Source organism: Pseudoalteromonas sp. SR43-5, from assembly GCF_014163835.1.
Lineage (GTDB): Bacteria > Pseudomonadota > Gammaproteobacteria > Enterobacterales > Alteromonadaceae > Pseudoalteromonas > Pseudoalteromonas distincta.
Map to the genome: position 1 here is coordinate 297,713 of NZ_JACJEA010000001.1, position 17,556 is coordinate 315,268.

15 protein-coding genes are annotated in these 17,556 nt (G+C 35.6%); 2 read left to right on the forward strand and 13 right to left on the reverse strand.

Annotation, left to right across the window (positions count from 1 at the left end; genetic code table 11):
• Window position 1 precedes the first annotated feature (1 nt).
• The 5 genes from mshL to H5090_RS01385 are packed head-to-tail and all read right to left on the reverse strand — an operon-like array spanning window position 2 to window position 4,141.
• A complete protein-coding gene (gene mshL, locus H5090_RS01365; RefSeq protein ID WP_182694838.1) occupies window positions 2–1,660 on the reverse strand; it encodes a pilus (MSHA type) biogenesis protein MshL in 1,659 nt (552 codons plus the stop codon).
• Complete coding sequence (locus H5090_RS01370; protein ID WP_024594540.1) at window positions 1,644–1,970, reverse strand: agglutinin biogenesis protein MshK; 327 nt, start codon at window positions 1,968–1,970, stop codon at window positions 1,644–1,646. The genes mshL and H5090_RS01370 overlap by 17 nt, the downstream gene beginning before the upstream one ends.
• The gene (locus H5090_RS01375; protein ID WP_024598056.1) at window positions 1,948–2,625 is read right to left on the reverse strand and encodes a hypothetical protein; all 678 of its coding nucleotides are present in this window, start codon (window positions 2,623–2,625) and stop codon (window positions 1,948–1,950) included. The genes H5090_RS01370 and H5090_RS01375 overlap by 23 nt, the downstream gene beginning before the upstream one ends.
• Window positions 2,622–3,221: a PilN domain-containing protein gene (locus H5090_RS01380; RefSeq protein ID WP_024594795.1), complete on the reverse strand. Its 600-nt coding sequence runs from the start codon at window positions 3,219–3,221 to the stop codon at window positions 2,622–2,624. The genes H5090_RS01375 and H5090_RS01380 overlap by 4 nt, the downstream gene beginning before the upstream one ends.
• On the reverse strand, window positions 3,218–4,141 hold the full coding sequence (locus tag H5090_RS01385) for a hypothetical protein (protein ID WP_024598058.1): 924 nt from the start codon (window positions 4,139–4,141) through the stop codon (window positions 3,218–3,220). The genes H5090_RS01380 and H5090_RS01385 overlap by 4 nt, the downstream gene beginning before the upstream one ends.
• 76 nt (window positions 4,142–4,217) lie before the next feature.
• On the opposite strand from H5090_RS01385, the gene H5090_RS01390 reads away from it, so the two are divergent.
• Window positions 4,218–5,126, forward strand: a complete 909-nt coding sequence (locus H5090_RS01390; RefSeq protein ID WP_182694815.1) for a 1-aminocyclopropane-1-carboxylate deaminase/D-cysteine desulfhydrase — start codon at window positions 4,218–4,220, stop codon at window positions 5,124–5,126.
• A gap of 3 nt (window positions 5,127–5,129) precedes the next feature.
• Here the strand turns inward: H5090_RS01390 and H5090_RS01395 are convergent, their stop codons facing one another.
• The 8 genes from H5090_RS01395 to H5090_RS01430 form a co-directional block, all read right to left on the reverse strand.
• A complete protein-coding gene (locus H5090_RS01395; protein WP_182694816.1) occupies window positions 5,130–6,818 on the reverse strand; it encodes an EAL domain-containing protein in 1,689 nt (562 codons plus the stop codon).
• Between the two features lie 449 nt (window positions 6,819–7,267).
• Complete coding sequence (locus H5090_RS01400; protein ID WP_182694817.1) at window positions 7,268–9,997, reverse strand: response regulator; 2,730 nt, start codon at window positions 9,995–9,997, stop codon at window positions 7,268–7,270.
• 127 nt (window positions 9,998–10,124) lie between these two features.
• On the reverse strand, window positions 10,125–10,361 hold the full coding sequence (locus H5090_RS01405; RefSeq protein WP_182694818.1) for a hypothetical protein: 237 nt from the start codon (window positions 10,359–10,361) through the stop codon (window positions 10,125–10,127).
• A 223-nt stretch (window positions 10,362–10,584) separates the two neighbouring features.
• Window positions 10,585–11,301 (reverse strand): single-stranded DNA-binding protein, encoded by a 717-nt coding sequence (gene ssb, locus H5090_RS01410; RefSeq protein WP_182694819.1) that lies wholly within the window; start codon window positions 11,299–11,301, stop codon window positions 10,585–10,587.
• 80 nt (window positions 11,302–11,381) lie between these two features.
• Window positions 11,382–11,972 (reverse strand): hypothetical protein, encoded by a 591-nt coding sequence (locus tag H5090_RS01415; RefSeq protein WP_182694820.1) that lies wholly within the window; start codon window positions 11,970–11,972, stop codon window positions 11,382–11,384.
• Window position 11,973: 1 nt separating this feature from the next.
• Window positions 11,974–13,749: a tyrosine-type recombinase/integrase gene (locus H5090_RS01420; protein WP_182694821.1), complete on the reverse strand. Its 1,776-nt coding sequence runs from the start codon at window positions 13,747–13,749 to the stop codon at window positions 11,974–11,976.
• Window positions 13,750–13,751: 2 nt separating this feature from the next.
• Entirely contained in the window at window positions 13,752–15,593 is a 1,842-nt protein-coding gene (locus H5090_RS01425; RefSeq protein WP_182694822.1) for a hypothetical protein, read from the reverse strand.
• Between the two features lies 1 nt (window position 15,594).
• The gene (locus H5090_RS01430; RefSeq protein WP_182694823.1) at window positions 15,595–16,716 is read right to left on the reverse strand and encodes a site-specific integrase; all 1,122 of its coding nucleotides are present in this window, start codon (window positions 16,714–16,716) and stop codon (window positions 15,595–15,597) included.
• A gap of 228 nt (window positions 16,717–16,944) precedes the next feature.
• Between H5090_RS01430 and H5090_RS01435 the strand changes: the two genes are divergently transcribed.
• The gene (locus tag H5090_RS01435) at window positions 16,945–17,523 is read left to right on the forward strand and encodes a restriction endonuclease subunit S (RefSeq protein WP_182694824.1); all 579 of its coding nucleotides are present in this window, start codon (window positions 16,945–16,947) and stop codon (window positions 17,521–17,523) included.
• The last annotated feature ends 33 nt before the right edge of the window (window positions 17,524–17,556 follow it).

Below are 17,556 nucleotides of genomic sequence, written 5' to 3' on the forward strand. Positions count from 1 at the left end.
GTTAGTTTTCATACCATGTTTTTAAAAGCTGACGGCTTTCACCTTGTTGTTTTTTCCAAGTATCTGGCATAACAACCGTTGGTTTGATTAGAATAATCAGTTCTTTTTTCTCTTGGCGTTTACGAATACTTTTAAATAAATTGCCAAATAGTGGGATATCACCCAACACGGGGGTTTTTGATTCTTCATCCTGTGTTGACGTTTGCATCAAACCACCAATAACCACTATTTCGCCACTTTGAGCGCGAATAACAGTATCTGATTCTCGAATGTTACTTTGTGCTAGAGGCAACTCAAAACGTTGATCGTCTAATGTAATTACTTTTAGCTGCTCTTCTGTTTCAGTTACTGAAGGGTGAACATGCAAAATAACTGAGCCGTACTTGTCAATTTGCGGCGTTACATCAAGGGCAATACCAGAAAAGAACGGCGTTAAATCAATTTCAGGCGAGGTCGTTGTAGCAGTACCCGTTACCGTCGTACTTGATACATTAGTAACAAAATATTCGTCTTGCCCTACTTTTATAACTGCTTTTTGATTGTTTGTAGCGGTAACTCGAGGGTTAGATAGCATTTGCACATCACCTTGCGTTTCAAGCAAATTAATAACCCCGTTAAAGTCTCCTTTTTGAATGGTTAGCGATGACGCTCCACCAATTGCGGCTGAAATACTATTACTAATAGTAGAACCCGGTGTTGTAGCAAACGAAATACCGCCTTCTAAACCACTCGCTATACGCTCCCAGTTAACTCCCTGTTGGTACTCATCTTTTAAAGTTACTTCTATTATTTTTGCTTCTAGAATAACTTGGCGTTGCAGGTTTTCTTGGCTTTGACGCAAAAACTCTTTTAGCTGACTAATTTCGCTTGGTAATGCATTTACGGTTACCAAACTAGCTTGTGGGCTTGCAACAACATAGCGCCCATCGCTTGCGCCAATTAAGGACTTAAGAGCAACTTCTAATTCTTGCCAAAAATCATTTTTATTAATTGTTTGGATTCGAGAACCGTTTAAATCTAAGCTTTGATTATCGCCGCCAAACTCATTATTTTGCTGGTTACTACTACCTGAACTTGAACCATTCGAACTACTGCCACTTTGTGCAAATTGACTAACCCCACCAGCAACCACACTCACTGTAGACTGACCATGGCGCTGCATCATTAAATAATTTACAGGTATTGTTTCTGTGCGCATTTTGGCTGGCAGTACTTGTACTATTCGTCCTTCATTAACAATATCTAAAGGATACATACGCTTAATAACAGCAATGACTTCATTAAAAGTAACGCTTTTAAGATTTAAACTAATTGTGCCATTTACCTCAGGATGCACAGCAACACTAAAAGGCGTATCGTCTGTTAAGCCTGCAAAAAAGGCGCCTATTTCAACGTCATTAGCGGCTACATCAAAACGCTTTATAGATAAATCATCACTTATAGTTTGCTCATTATTTATTGATGATAGTAGGCTTTGGGTAAGCTCACTCGGCATCTGTAAAGGCGCAATCGCTTTAGTATCTACAGGCTTTTCAGCCAGCTCTTGTTCTATATGAGTTTTAACCTCTTTACCTGGTTTAAAGCTATGGCACGCAGTTAAAAATGTAGGTAACAATAGAAGAACAAGCCACGGATGAGATAAATTATTTTTTAATTTCATAGTCATATAATTCTAATTTTATTTGTTTATCATCATTTGCTAACACAACCTGTTTTGAGTTAATGCTTAGCACCCGAAAATCGTCTACAGCATCACCGACTCGATAAATATGGCCTGAAATAATGGCCTTAAATGCTGTACTGTTTTTAATAATAGATTGCAATTTAAGTTCTGTGTTTTGAGTTACACTCTTGTTGTTATTTACATACATATTTGGTTGAGTAGGATCGCGTAATTGCGCTAATGCACTGGGTGCGAAAGTGAACAAAAGTAATAAAAAACATAAATTATAATGCGATAAATTTTTCATTAGCGCTCACTGTAGCAATTTGTAAAGTTAATTCAGCTTGAGGGTACTCTAGTACCTGATAACTAAACTCCTGTATTAATAACTTATCTTGATTATTTTTTAATGCGGCTAAATATTTTTGTAAGCTAAAGTAGCTACCTTCTAAAGTAACGACCATCTGATGCTCAAAAAATAATGTTTGCGTATCATGTTCACCTAGTTTTTCTACATCGATAGCCTGTGCTGGTTTGACATTAAAGCTACTCACTTTTACGTCGCTACTATCTACGAGCAAATCTTTTAAAACGGCAGGTACATTTTTAGCCGCTACAAAGCCTTGGCTAAAACTATTAAGTTGATTATTTATTTCTGCTAACTCATCTCTGGTTTGTGCAATTTGACTGCGTAAAACCTTAGTGTAGTCGTAGTTTAGTGCTTGATTTAACATGGAGAGTTGCGCATTTATCTGCTGTAACTCCTGCAATGCTGCATTTTGTTCAGAGCGAATATGAGCAACTTCATCTTGCTGTGGAAAAATAACAAACCACAGGCCGAGGTAAATCACCATGAATAAGCCTACAAATACAGTGGAATACTTCTCACGCTTTTGCAGCGATGCAAATTGAGCTCGATACTTTGCCCAAATAGGCCAACCTTTGTCTTTCTTGTTGTTCATGGTTTAGCGCCTTTATCAGCAAGGTCGGTCGCCACATTAAATTCACTCAGACCATCTTTTGTTGACAGTTCTAAAACTGAAAATTCTTTATCAATAAAAAAAGGTGACTGCTTTAAATTATTAAACCACATAGGTAAAAATTTTGACTGCGATACTTGCCCTTGAAACGTGACACTTTGCCCTACAAATTTAATATGGGTAAGCCAGATATTAGGCTCGTGATACTTGGCTAAATCTTGCATAACCTGCGCATAGTCGGTTGCGGATTGATCTGAGCTTTGCTCTAAATAACTAAATATTTGCTGCTTATGCAAAACCTCTTGCTGAAGTGTTTTTAGCTCATTAATAAAAATTGTTTTATTTTGCTTCTCTGCTAGCTGCTGTTTTACAACTTCTAACTGAGCTTTTCCTTGTTTGAGATATTTCTTTTTTTGTTCTAAATCAAGCTCACTTGAATAAGTTTTATAACTGTAAAAAGCCCACGTGATTGCAATAATTAATAGCGCACCTAACCACAGTGTAATCATTCCCGATAAAGGGACTGGGTCTCGGCGTACTCGTAAGGTTTTTTGATAAAAATTAATCCGGGTTTTCATAGCACAGACTCCGGATCTGTTAATTGATAGGCTGCTCCGAGCGCATAATAAAAGTTTGGCTCTAATTGCTGCGCTAATTCTAAGTTAGGCGCAAAATCTACAACTTTTACTTGTAAAAACTCTGCAAGACCGGCTCTAAGAGTTAATGAAGATAAATCATCGCACTGTAGCTGTATGCTGCGAATTGGCGGTTGCTTGAGCTGGCTTTCAAAAAAGTCCATCGAACGCTGAATTTCTAACCCTAACGCCTCTACTAGTTCTTGGTTTTGATCCTTGTCTGAAATACCTAAAAAACCATTTAATCGCCTAGCTAATACTAATTGTCCATCACGAATAATTAAGATTCGAGGTTCATGATTAGCATGCTGCACAATCAGCATATGCGCCTCTTTGTATGAGCCAAATAAAGTTACTAAAACCATTTCTTCAGAGGTCATTGCACGCAAAACTGGTTTAGTTTGTTCAAAACTGTCTATAAACGGAAGTAGCTGCAGCTTATTGGTAATAAATACATTCATTTTGCTGCTTTGCATTGGTAACGTTATTGGATAATCGATAAAGTCAGCTACAATGTTTTCAGAAGCTATATCAACTAAATCTTTTGTAGTCCAAGGCAGCGACTGAATGATTTCTTCATCACTAAGGTTTGGTTTATCCATTTGCACTATTTGATAAAAGTAGTGCGGTATGACTAAATTAACTGCACAAATATCAGTAGACACCTCATTTGTACAAGCAACAATTGCAGCGGTATAATCGGTTTGCTCAGACACATTTACACTGTGAGAACTGTGAACCATCCATTGGTCGCGTTGTTTTTTTAAACATACCGCGTTAACAGTATCTGCGTAAGTTGCAACACCAATAGCTGTATTTGGATCTAAACTACGATTTAACCATGAAAACAGCTTTTCTTTCATATAGCTACTATTGTTAATTGAGTATGAAATAAGTGTCGTACATTTTAACTACTTTGCCAAATTGAAAACCAATAAAATGCGTGAAAAATTCAAAATAGATGAAAATAACTATATTCAACAATTAGATAGCTCGTTTCTAAAAAAGAGAAATATTTGTTTAGGTATAAAACGTGATGATTTACTCCATCCGCTAATAAGTGGCAATAAATGGCGTAAATTAAAATACAATTTAGCGTATATGCAAAAGATAAATAAAACAGAGCTTCTGACTTTTGGTGGTGCGTTTTCAAACCATATTCACGCCTGCGCAGCTGCGGGAAAAGAATTTAATATAAAAACTCACGCGATTATCCGCGGACCAGAACTTGATAACAACAATCCGACAATTCAGTTTGCAAAACATTGTGGTATGAACCTACATGTTGTTAATCGTATAGAATATCGAAAACGTCACGCCACCGAATACCTTAATGCTCTACAAGAGCGTTTTCCAAACGCTTATATCATCCCTGAAGGTGGTACAAATGAACATGCTTTATTAGGGTGTAAAGAATTAGTACAAAGCTTACCCGAACATAGCTACTTAGTTTGTCCTACAGGTAGTGGTGGCACACTTGCTGGACTAATAGAAGGCAGTGCTTCAACAACACAAGTTATTGGTATAGCGGTATTAAAACAAGCTGATTATTTAAATGAAGAAATAAAAAAGCTGAGCGCTAAAGCTAATAATCAAACTAACTGGCAGTTACTCACAGAGTTTCATGGTGGTGGTTATGGAAAATTTTCACCTGAGTTATGGCAGTTCTGCCAAGATATAGGCCGCACACACAACCTACCGCTTGAGCCTATTTATAGCGGAAAAATGATGTATGCATTGTGGCAACTCATTGAGCAAGATTATTTCCCATCTGGGAGTAAAATTATTGCTGTTCATACTGGCGGGCTTCAAGGCTTAAATGGGCTTAAATATAGAGGGTTAATCTAGACCTTAATTAAATACCGCTTGCGTAAACTCTTGAAGTGGCTCTGAAAAGTAAAAACCTTGAGCTCCTACCACTCCCAATTTGGTAAGCGTAAGTAGCTCTTTTTGAGTCTCTACGCCCACCGCGTATACGGGTAGATTTAAAAGACTAGCGGCTTCGACTATCCTTTTTATTTTCTTTTGACTTTGAGTTTTTTCATCTAATAAATGAACCAGTTCGTAAGATAACTTAAGCCCACATACTTGGTTATAATCAACTAGCATGGCTACTTTCTCACTGCTTTTTACATTATCAATCACAATATGTGAATGCCCTTTTTTAATAACATTGAGTGCATTAGTTATCGACTCTCTATGAGTAAAAAATTCTGCCTCACTTATTTCAAATTGTAATTTAGTATTTAACTTAAGCTCTGCCATTTGATTGGCTAACCACTCCCAAAATACAGTATTAAACCAATTTTTAGGGTGTAGATTTACACTAACTGTTAAAGCCGAAGACTCACTGAGCATTAGCTTTTTGACTTGTGTTATTACAGCTTTATCTAATATTAAAGCGTCTTGATCACTATAAACCTGCTTAATAAAATAACGAGCGGCCAGTAAACCAAGTTGGCTATGCCTAACCCGAATAAGAGCTTCATGCTGCAGGATATCTCCACTAGAGAGTTCAAATACAGGCTGAAAGAATAATATAAATTTATTCTTTTTAATGTTTTCTATAACCTGTTTGCTAGAGAGGTGTTTTTCTTGGCAGTGATTTAACGTTAAACGGTGGCAATGCTGCAATAGGCTGCTTTGTGATAGCGCGAGTGCTGATTTTGCTAGCTTATAAACCGCCACTTGATCAGCGCCTAATTGATAATCACACGCACCTATTTTAATATTTTTATGAGTAATATTTTTTTGATGATTTTGACATATTAAAAACACATTTTTATGAAGCTTTTCAACGTAGCTATTCAACTCGCTAATAGAAATGTTTGGTAAGGTAACCGCTAAGTAATTAGAGTTTAGTATTTTTACCGACACACCTTTAAGTTCGGCTAATTTTTTAGTAATTAAGACTTTAAAATTGGCTTCTATATCCGTTTTTTTATCATAGCTACAATCACACTCAATAAGTAAAAATAAGTTATGTGATGCAGTATTAACTCCATACAAAGAACTTAAATCACATTTTTTTGCCTGTTCGATTAGTTGAGTATTTTTATACCTTTGTTGAATAATTTTAGTCGGCTGTATAACTGTATTTTTAAGCATTACTTTACGGTTTACTTTTAACAGGCTCCACCAGCGATAAGACCAATTAGCAGCGCCTAATATAATCAGATTCAAAAATATAAATAAGTAGCTTTGTGTTACCCACACTGGATAGTGATAAAGGCTCAAATTTAATGTTTTGTAAGAAAAAACTTCGCGCTCTATATTCACTAAATGCTTAAAATGCTCTGCAGGCTTTGGCACTTCCAACATAAAACCTTCACTTTTAGCCAATGCAGCCAACACTTCATTGTTTATAGAAGCAGATAAATTCAGCTCGTAAACGTGTTTAACGAACTGCTGACCAGAAGCATGAACTTTTTGATGTAATGCATCATTTAAAATAAAATTAAAACTAATAAGTATCATTAAAAATAAGACAAAAGAGATACCTTTGAAGTACTTGAAAAGCCAGATTTTACTCTTTTGCATAGCCTGCCACTCGTTAAATTATTAACTAAAGTGTTGTTCAATATCTATAGAAGTACAAGGCTATAAACTAAGTTTAAACGTTTATTAATAGTGCTAAACAAAAAACACTCAGATAAACGAGAACTTACACAAACAAACAACTATGCCCTTTATTTTATAAATAGATTAAATTGAATCCTCAAGCTTAAGCGCGTTTTGCTTGTACTATGTGCAGCGAAGCTGTGTGCTTTGTTTATAGTGCCCAACTCACTAACTTCTGACATTGATAATTCAACCTTTGCTGAAATAAACATATGGGAAAAGGATGTATGAGATTTCATATAGCAACCGGTGAGGAAAATTCTATTTTATGAATTGTCTTTTTAAGTTATCCAAAATAGGTTCAGCAACGGGAGACATTACGATAGGTACTTAATATGGATAATTATTAAATCCCTTTAATGGCTCAGCTATTTATTTAAACAGCGGATTATAGTTTCACGTAGATTTTGCGCTTTAATAGGCTTTGCAACATGGGCGTTCATGCCAATGGATAAGTATCGTGTAATATCATCTTTCATAACATTAGCTGTTAAAGCAATTATTGGAATATTTGCGATTGCTTTATCACTATCGTTACGAATAATTTTACTTGCCTCAACCCCATCCATAATAGGCATATGAATATCCATCAAAATAATATCGTACGATTGCGATTTCACGGCTTGAATACATTCTAGTCCATTGTCGACCAAATAAATTTGAGCATCCGCATTTTCTAGTATGTTTGTAACTATTAGTTTATTGATCGAGTTATCTTCCACAACTAATATTTTGATACCTGCTAGCGACTTTTCACTTACTGCATTTACCACAGGCACTTCATTCAGAGAGCCTACTACTTTACTTTCAATCGCCTCATACAAAACACTCGTGTATACAGGTTTCTGCAAAATAGTTTTTATACTTACTTTTTTGGCTCCATTATTTAGTAAACTTTCGTCACTCATTATAAGCACAATAGTGTTGGCATAAAGTTGAGGGTTAATATTAAAAATGCGTATTAAAAAAGTTTCGCTACTCATTGATGACATTGCCCAGTCGACAATAATAACTTTAAATTTCTCTTTATTGTGTTCAATAATATCAATAGCTTGTTTAGCAGATTGACAGGCCATACATGCTAACCCCATAGCCGTTAGCTGATTTTCAATTACCTTAAGATCATCTTCATTATCATCTACAATTAGTACTTCAAACGCATCAGTAAAAGTTAGGTTAGGAGTATCATCAATTAACGCTTGGTTATTCAGTTTCACCTTAATTGAAGCTATAAATTCACTACCTACACCTTGAGTGCTTTTTACAGTTATATCTCCCCCCATCGATTGGCATAAACGCTTACTTATAGTTAAGCCTAAACCTGTGCCGCCAAACTTCCTAGTTGTAGAGCTGTCAGCTTGAGTAAAAGATTCAAATAAATCGGCAAGGCTTTGCTCGGCAATGCCAATACCTGAATCTTTAACAATAAAATACAAACAAACACTCTTAGGATCGGCTAATGATCTTTTTGATTCTATTAATACCGATACAAAGCCCTGTGTAGTAAATTTAATTGCGTTAGAGCATAAATTTAGCAGTACTTGGTTTATTCGAACTACATCACCAATTAAATTAAGTTTGACCTCTTCACCAATGACAATATCAAATGTGATCCCTTTGCTTTGAGCTAGCTCATCAAAAGTTGCTTTGATGTAGTCAACAACCGAATTTACAGAAAAAGGAAATTCTTCAAGGTTAATGTTTCCAGACTCAATTTTTGAAAAATCTAAAATATCGTTAATAACTACAAGGAGTTGATCTGAAGAATATTTAATTTTATTTAAATAATGCTCATATTCCCTAGGCAAACCTTTTTCTAGCAAAATGTTGGTTAAGCCAATAATCCCACTCATAGGCGTTCTAATTTCATGACTCATATTTGCTAAAAATTCAGACTTAGCGGATGTCAGCTTTTCAGCCTCATCTTTGGCTTGCAACAGTTCTTCAGTACGCTGTTCAACGCGAGACTCTAATCTTTGCTTTTCTTCATCAAGCTCTTTTAAAAGTTGGATGCGGCGTTGATTTAAAAACAATACGAAAACTAAAAAGCTGCTAAGAATACAGATAATCGCAGTAGCGCTGTAAATCAATGTTTTATTTTGCTCAAAATAGGTTGGCTCGTAATAAGATATAATCGACTTTTCTGGCAAGCTTTGTGAAGCTATATCGAACTTGTTTAATTGACGCCAATCGTAAGCATAAACACTCAGTTCTTCACCACTGATTGCACTTAGGCTTTTATTTTCATTGTATAAAATTATCGAATCGGCAATACGTGCGCCTATTTTTTCACCCGACAACACATACCCACCAACAACACCTGAACCTAATAGTACCTCCCAATAACTAAAAACGGGCGCTGAACTTGCTTCAGCTAATCGCTCTACTAGCTGATAAGGGCTAAGAGATTTATTATCGTAATACCTGAAAATGGGTGTAAACAATATAATTGAATCATCTGGCGCATTTTTTATTCTAGTGAGTAGCTCTGGCATTGAAAGATCAAACCACTTTTCTACGTCTAAATACGAAAAGTCACGGTTAATAACCGAAAATAGCCCTCGATAAAAGCTCATCCCAATATCATTTTTTGTATCTAATATAACGATTAATTTTTTAGGCTTCATTAAATTAACAGCGCTTGCTGTTGCTTGCGCGTAGTCTAATTTAGCTTGGATCACTGCTCCATTGGTGCTTTCAGGTAAACTAAATTGAGCGCCTGGTTCTAAATATATTCTTGGAGCATTTATAAAAAAATCATCTAATTGCGATAAAAGTACAGCTGCAGAAGGCGACTGAGTAACAATGATATCTATGTGCTTATTTTTATATTTTTGCTTAAGGTAGTCCTTCATTAACTGTTTTTGATTTGCTTCATCAAAGCGGTTTACATCCATATTTTCAACGAAGAGCTCATAACTAAAAGAACGTTCTATAAGTTTTTTACGCAGTCCAGAATCAACACTTTTGTGCCAAGGCATATCTTGGTTTGTTGAATTTATAAATAAAACATGAGTAACATTTGAAGAAGATTGAGCGTTTGAAATTGGACTCAAAAATAGAAAAACAAGAAATAAAAATAAGATATTAGTTTTCATGTTTCTCATTGTGCAATCAAGGTAAAAGTCTTTTAATGGTAAGTGTTAACGATATATATATCAATTAAAGATAATGTAAATTTCACCATAATTTAACATGCTTACTAATACTATTTCATTTTATTGCTTAATGACGATATTCATTGATAGTTCTTGGTTTTTCAGAATAGCTCTCTAGATGACGAATAAGGGAGGTAAACAATTCTCCTTGGACTAAACCTCGAATTGCTACTTCTTCCTCCAAATTAATATCAAGTTGTTCTGCCCAGCGTTCAATATGAATGATGTGCCGAGTAATATTCTCTTGCGTGCTATCAGCGCGCCCTGCAATTCTCGATAAGCGTGTAACGACAGATCCTGTCAATGGGAGCACCTAACTCATCAACGACCAAGCATCCAACTTCGTTAATTCCATCTTTCCTAACTTTACGTAATTGCATGACCTTGCTCTTTACACTTTGACCTTGGTATATTCATAACATGGTCAAAAATTAATCACAAGAAGAAAATTACACTAAAAATAGCAAAAAGCCCCGTATGAACGGGGCTTTTCTATAATACATCTTTACACTGTAAAGGTTGGGACACTAGAACGGGATATCATCGTCAAAATCAATGGTCGGTTCCATTGGGTTTGATGCACCACCTTGCGGGGCATTTTGCGGTTTAGGAGCGAAGCCACCTTGCTGTTGTGGGGCACTTTTTTGCTGTGGTGCATAACCACCTTGCGGCTGATATTGATTACTTTGCTGCTGTGGTGCTGGAGCCGGTTTTTGTTGTGCTGCTGGTGCGGCTTGTTGCTGTGGATTATAGCCACCTTGCTGTGCGCCTTGACCTTGGTTATTTTGACCGTAACCACCGCTTTGTTGACCACCTTGCGGCTGATTACCTTGGTAACCACCACTTTGTTGGCCGCCTTGATTACCTTGATAACCACCGCTTTGCTGATCGCCACCGCGTGCGCCAAGCATTTGCATTTGACCAGTAAAGCCATCTACAACTATTTCTGTAGTGTATTTTTCTTGGCCTTGTTGATCGGTCCATTTACGTGTTTGAAGCTTACCTTCAACATAAATTTGTGATCCTTTACGACAATATTCACCAACAATTTCTGCTAATTTGCCAAAGAATACAACACGATGCCACTCAGTTTTATCAACCATTTGGCCAGTGTTTTTATCTTTATAGCTATCCGAAGTTGCTAAGGTAATATTTGCTACACCGTTACCGTTAGGCATATAACGAACTTCAGGATCTTGCCCTAAATTACCAACCAAAATTACTTTGTTCACCCCACGACTCATATACTTCTCCTCAACCTTTTTAAATTCAATGTATGCAGCGATTATACCACTACTCTTACTATACTACTGCTTGCACTATACTATTTATCTACTAGATTAGGGAAAATAGTATAGTGTTTAATGTCCGCAACGACTCTATCAATCCTCTGACTTAAATAAGATAAGTGGTGGGTACTACGAAACTTCAATTCATAACTTTGTATAGAGCCAATAAAACCTTTGTATCTTGGATTCAATCTCGTTAATATACTTTGAAGAACAAAAACCTCACCTTCAAACGAGCTTACCATCTCGCTTTCCAAATCACTTTGCCTAAGCGATGATATTATTCTGCTTTCTTGAGATACAACTTGATCGACCAATCTCTTATTTTCTTTATTGAGTTTAGCTATTTCATTCTTTAGATCAGAAATTTTATCATTATAGGAAGGCTTTCCTAAGCTTTTTTTTTGTGATGCAATCGCAACATCTATCTCCTGCAATAAGGCTGCATGCACAAATTCATTTGAACTATTTTTTTTATAAAGTGTACTTTTACCAACATGTGAGCCGTTATTTAGCTTTGCGTTACTAATTACTGCCGTTTTTGTAATTACTTCTCCCTTTGCGATTAAGCCAGATATAGATTCTCGGATCGCAATTTTGAATTCCTCTGAGCTAGCTCTTTTCATATTATTGAACCTCAAACATTTTAATTACACTTTCAGCCCTTTTAACGCCTTCAGAAGCAGCTTTGAATAATAATTGATCTTTAGTATTTTTACTCACGTTTAGGTGGGCCTCTTTTCTTCTTTCCCAATAACTAACATTAGCTTCCGACACTCCAAAATTTTGGCATGTGAAGCAATGCTTTTCGCTACGATTTGTATAATCTGCATCTCTACCATTTGTCGAACACTTAGCTCTCGAACTACGGCTGTCACTCATAAAACAATATCCATCAGCATTAGGTGTAACTTGGTAATTGAATTTACTCAGGAGTTTTTTTATAAATATGTCGAGGGTGTTTGCATCTAACACTTGAACTTTATGAGCTAATAACTGTTGATATTTACTTATCAATTTTCCAGCTGCGCCTTTAATTATAGTTTTACCAGATAAAGCTTGTTCAAAAATTTCATGAGTGTATTGCTGAGTCTGCTCAGGTAAGAATTTATACGTGTCAGCATCCTCAATGTATGCTTTTGTAAATTCATAGCTATTATGAAAAAGAAATTTAGATAGATATTCGAGATCCCCAATCTCATATCTCCAACACCAAATCATAGCGAATGCTTTTCGAAGCATGTGGGGCCTAAGTTTATAATCAAGACCAAGATGATTTACTAAATTGTCGTACAATTTATACAGAACATTGGTAGTTAGATAATTATGTGAATTATTTAGTGGAGAGACACTATGTTTATAGGGAAGTCTTAGAAGAAGCCTTTCATCATCCTGATCTTTAGCTCTTGTATATTTTGAAAGCTCACAAATAACATGGAGAGCATTTCTTCCTTCTTCCGGAAGGGGTCTTTTCGTTTCTTTGCCAGTTTCTGTTTTAGATGTTTTATGGACTCTGCCAACTAGATCAGAATCATTTTCCAGCATATACAATACATCGTCATACCTTAATACTGTGGCTTCATGCTTGCGCATAGCAGTCAATGAGAAAAGGACTACAATTGCAGATGCATAAATAACTTCTATTTTTTTTAAAAGAATATTAGATGATTCGCTATATCTCTTCATATAAGCTCTAGACACTTTATTTGGATATTTAGCCTTCATTTGAATATACGAATCTAGCTTTAATAACCAAGGTTTAGAGTTTTCAACTTCTGATATTGAACAATCCAATATTCGAAAAAATTCCTTGGGTGGAATTGTCTCGGTATGTTTCCCCCTCTTTCCTAGCTTTTTACTAATTTTTTTTATTGTGCCAGCATGATAGGGAAGAAAATTTAATCCAGTGCCAACATCTTCATTCAGAATCCACATTAAGTTTAAAATATAAAGCTTAGTTTCAATTGATGAAGAGTTAATTTTTAAACCTAAAATGTACTGCTCATAGCTCTCAACATGGACTTTCTTTACATCTTGAATGTTATGTAACCTATTTACAAAACAAAAATACTCGCATATCTCACGTACCTGCCGTCCATAGGTACATAGTGTGATGGGCTTAAGATCATTTGTTTTATCTGATTCCATAATGGTTATAACTAATTTCTGAGCGTATAATTTCCAATAGAACCAACTAGAAATATCCTGCCCTGCTGCAAAAAACGTTTGAGGCTCCCAATTGAGAGTAAATGAAGATGGTGCAGTATGATTATCTTTTCTCAAATACCAAACATGTTCGTTATTACTCTCTATCCACCAAAAATTGAGCTTTCCAGTTAACTCTACCCCAGTATTAAATCCTTGATTCGATTGTTCACTTGTATTCTTTTTTAATAGCTTCATACTCAATCCATAAAAGGTAAAATTATAGTTTTAGCTCTTTCTTTCGCTAATCGTAACTCCGCTTTTGTACACTTCGAGAGTAAGTCCTCATATTCAACTAACCTATACACCCAATAGCTTTCCCAACGCTGCGGGTTATTAAATTTTAATCGGAGTTCATTCGCTTTTATAAAATCTGAATATGCTATCCATTCGGCAATCAACTTTAGGTCTTTAAGTACAACTTTTTTGGCGTCACACTGAAAGCATAAATCAAGCCCTTCACATTTAACTTTTGGTTTTTGTACTTTTCCACATTGATAACCATTTCCTGTATCAGGAAGCTCTGGACTTCTACTTTTCAATAAGAAGGTTTGGAAATTTTTCAATTTCTCACTTAACAAAGCCTGAGTTTCTACTCTAATGCCATAGCTATCCGTAGTGGAAAGGTTCTTATGATTTAATGTTTTACTTAACTCCCCTAAAGAACTCCCTGATAACATTTCAATTGCAGCAATCGTTGGCCTAAAGCATTCACCAGTTAGTTTTTTGACAAAGATTAAAAACTCTGGAGATTCTTTTGCTAGTTCTTTAGTAACTCTTCTGACCATATCTGAAGTACTTGACCTATCGAAAGTTCTAATAGTATGAGCACCTGCTTTGGGTGCCTTTGTATAGTGAATAAACAACTCACATTGCTCTTTATTCAACCACAAATCACCATTAGGTACTTCTTGTAATAACCTCTTTAATCGTTCCTGATACGCAAAAAGAACTCTGCATAGATGATCTTTTCTAGATAAAACTTTATTGATCGAAGCGCCTCTCTTTTTCCCAAAGTGGATATTAACTTTTCCTCTATCAGTAGCTGGTTTTACAGTGTCTAAATAACTGTAAAATGCAACGCTATCAACATTAGGGGCAAGAGTTTTATGTGATAAAGCTGCTACTAAAAAGTATTGTAAATTATAAGCGCTAGTAAAAAATGCTGACTGGATACGTTGTGAGCCCCAACCTCGGGATTTGCAAAAATCCGAAATCCCAGAAGGCCATGAAGGTGATCCGGGAATTAATCTCCCAAATTTTGAATATAAAATCTGAAATGCAAGTTCAATCGTTCTTTTATTTTCACCAATTTCTCTCCATTCGTTGGAGCCTTCTTTAAAACTATCAATTGTTTTAAGCTGCTTTAATTTTCTTACTGATATTGAATCTAATATTTTATCAACCATCCCACAATCAGAGGACCAACTTTCAATTTTCCTTAATGAGAATTCGTGATAACGGCCAATGATAAAGTTTCCATATGCAAGTGCTGAAGCCTCTAAACGCTCTAGAGAATACTTCCGCATTACAGATTCTATTTCATCTGGATGGCTCAAGGCATACTTATTAACTTCCTCACCTGCAAGAGCCATAATAGTAGGCTTCGCAGATGCTTCTGAGCTTATAAAGTTTTTAGGCAGTGCTTCTGTTGGAATTGCTTCTGAAGACATCATGTAACTTACAAAGTTTTTACACGAGCTAAAGACTTGAGATTTAGTATTAACTGACGAAGTATTTGATGTATTGAGCTCTATCTTAAAATCACTAAGTGATTTAGCGCCAACAGCACCATTGCAATATGCTAAAAACTTTAAATATCGTAAAATATTATTCGCTGTAGTTCTCTTGGCTCTTTTTGGCCGCAAATAAATTACTAATTGCTCTAAAACCATTTCGCCTTTATAAATGTGTGATAAGTAACTGGCATCAATAGGTTCACCTGAGTCCAAGTGAAGACACCATTCTATAGGTCTTGCGAAATGCTGTATTGAAGCTTCAGGAAGAACTACGACCTTCCTCCTCAGTAGTTTTTTAGCCATATTACTGAAAACCTTTATTATATCGTTCGCTTAAATAAGGTTTCATCGAATCAACTGTGCTATGCCGAGTACTTTGAATTGCGAGTTGTTCAGGGTTTTTTTGCCCATGCTCATCTAAGGCCTGAAGTAGCACCGTTACGAAATGATGCCTAAGCCCATGAGCCCAAACTTTTTCATCAACTGTAAGTTCACCAGCATTTACAGATTTCAAAAAAGCAGACCTTATGCTGTTAGAAAAAGATCTTCTATTTATACTTGAGCCCGTCTGACTCGATAAAAATATTTCCTGAGGACTCTGGAAAGTACTATACTTTTTTTTTATCTTCTTTTTATGCTGGGCAATGATAACAACTCTATATAATTCAATGTAATCCCAAGTTTTGATAATTAATGTTGGAGACAAAAAAATCCTTTGTGGCTTACCGCTTTTATTTATAATTAGATCAAAGGGTATATTTCTTCCTATAGCTAATGCTTTTTCTGCAGTTTCTCTTAGAGGTAGTTGTCCTATCGTTAAATTACATATTTCGTGTACTCTTAAACCTGTATTACAAGCCCAATCGATCATTAACTCAAACCTTTGTGCCAAATCAACCCTTACTGGTCCATAAGCTTTTATGACTTCAATCCAGTCTTTGCGTGGCACAATAATAGGCCTTTTATCTTTGGCTCTATTTTTGAAAGTAGAATGTTGTAACTTTCCTTTATTGGTAAGTGTCACTTGTACTTTATGCAATTTAGATGTCCCGCAGAGATATGGCTCAAAATTATTATCTGTTAACCAATGACAATAAGACACGACACTTCTTAATAACTGACAAGCATAGTTTTCAGTATTATTTGATTCGTATCCCCTTTGTATTACTTCATTTTTATATGCCACCAACCAATCATCGGTAACTTCATGAACTTGCTTTCTCTCAACTTCTAACTGGCTAATAAAATCTAAAATGTGCAGTGCATATGTCGAAATTGATGAAACAGTATTTAGTTTTAACAGCTCTAAAAAATAGTGTAACGACATCCAATGGACACTGAAGTCAGAGTTAATAATTAATGGGAACCCACTGACCTCTGAAAGACCTCCTACATCAGCACTATTAGTTTTTTTTAAGTAAGCCAATTTTTTTCCTATTGAAACAAGAGATTTGGGTAAAAATAGTACAACCACACAACCCATTAAAATTTTATTGCAGTATCGACATACCGCAATTGCAGTATAGGCATAATGCAATTAAAACTTCAAATATCTTTTTCTGTATTAATATGGTTAAATCGCTTTTACTTAACTAATTGATGCATACTTTTGCATCACATAAGTGGTTTATATTATTCAAAAGGTTACAACCCAATGTTTACAACGCTTTACGAGGTTGCTGACGTGCTTTCAGGCTACCCTTTTAGAGGGGCTATTACTGCTGAAGAACAAGGAGATGTTCATGTTGTTCAAGTTAGGGATGCAAAATCTACAGGGCAGATTTCTATTAATGGAATGGTTAAAACGACACTTCCGGGTAAAAAAAACCCAAACTGGCTACGCTCTGGTGATGTACTGTTTATTGCAAAAGGCGTAAAACACTTTTCTGCTTTGGTTGATAATTTGCCTAGCAAAACTGTCTGTACCCCACACTTTTTTATGATTCGGATAAAGCCTGAGTATCAGGATAAAGTTAAACCGGAGTTTATTTGTTGGCAGTTAAATCAAATTCCTGCCCAACGCTATTTCAGTATTACAGCTGAAGGTTCACTGCATTTAATTATACGTAGGCAAGTTTTAGAAAACGTGCCCATCAAATTATTAGATATTAATGAACAAAAATTGATATCTAATATGCATAACTGCGCTATTGAAAAACAAACAAAACTACAACAACTTATTGAATGCGATAAAAAAGAACAAGATGCAATTGCATTAAATTTACTGAATTAAGACGTTTATGATTAACTAAATTAAGGTATTAGA

Bases quoted from the DNA above. Each gene is read 5' to 3' on its own strand.
- mshL (WP_182694838.1), bottom strand. From the start codon at position 1,660: ATGAAATTAAAAAATAATTTATCTCATCCGTGGCTTGTTCTTCTATTG.
- H5090_RS01370 (WP_024594540.1), bottom strand. From the start codon at position 1,970: ATGAAAAATTTATCGCATTATAATTTATGTTTTTTATTACTTTTGTTC.
- H5090_RS01375 (WP_024598056.1), bottom strand. From the start codon at position 2,625: ATGAACAACAAGAAAGACAAAGGTTGGCCTATTTGGGCAAAGTATCGA.
- H5090_RS01380 (WP_024594795.1), bottom strand. From the start codon at position 3,221: ATGAAAACCCGGATTAATTTTTATCAAAAAACCTTACGAGTACGCCGA.
- H5090_RS01385 (WP_024598058.1), bottom strand. From the start codon at position 4,141: ATGAAAGAAAAGCTGTTTTCATGGTTAAATCGTAGTTTAGATCCAAAT.
- H5090_RS01390 (WP_182694815.1), top strand. From the start codon at position 4,218: ATGCGTGAAAAATTCAAAATAGATGAAAATAACTATATTCAACAATTA.
- H5090_RS01395 (WP_182694816.1), bottom strand. From the start codon at position 6,818: ATGCAAAAGAGTAAAATCTGGCTTTTCAAGTACTTCAAAGGTATCTCT.
- H5090_RS01400 (WP_182694817.1), bottom strand. From the start codon at position 9,997: ATGAAAACTAATATCTTATTTTTATTTCTTGTTTTTCTATTTTTGAGT.
- ssb (WP_182694819.1), bottom strand. From the start codon at position 11,301: ATGAGTCGTGGGGTGAACAAAGTAATTTTGGTTGGTAATTTAGGGCAA.
- H5090_RS01415 (WP_182694820.1), bottom strand. From the start codon at position 11,972: ATGAAAAGAGCTAGCTCAGAGGAATTCAAAATTGCGATCCGAGAATCT.
- H5090_RS01420 (WP_182694821.1), bottom strand. From the start codon at position 13,749: ATGAAGCTATTAAAAAAGAATACAAGTGAACAATCGAATCAAGGATTT.
- H5090_RS01425 (WP_182694822.1), bottom strand. From the start codon at position 15,593: ATGGCTAAAAAACTACTGAGGAGGAAGGTCGTAGTTCTTCCTGAAGCT.
- H5090_RS01435 (WP_182694824.1), top strand. From the start codon at position 16,945: ATGTTTACAACGCTTTACGAGGTTGCTGACGTGCTTTCAGGCTACCCT.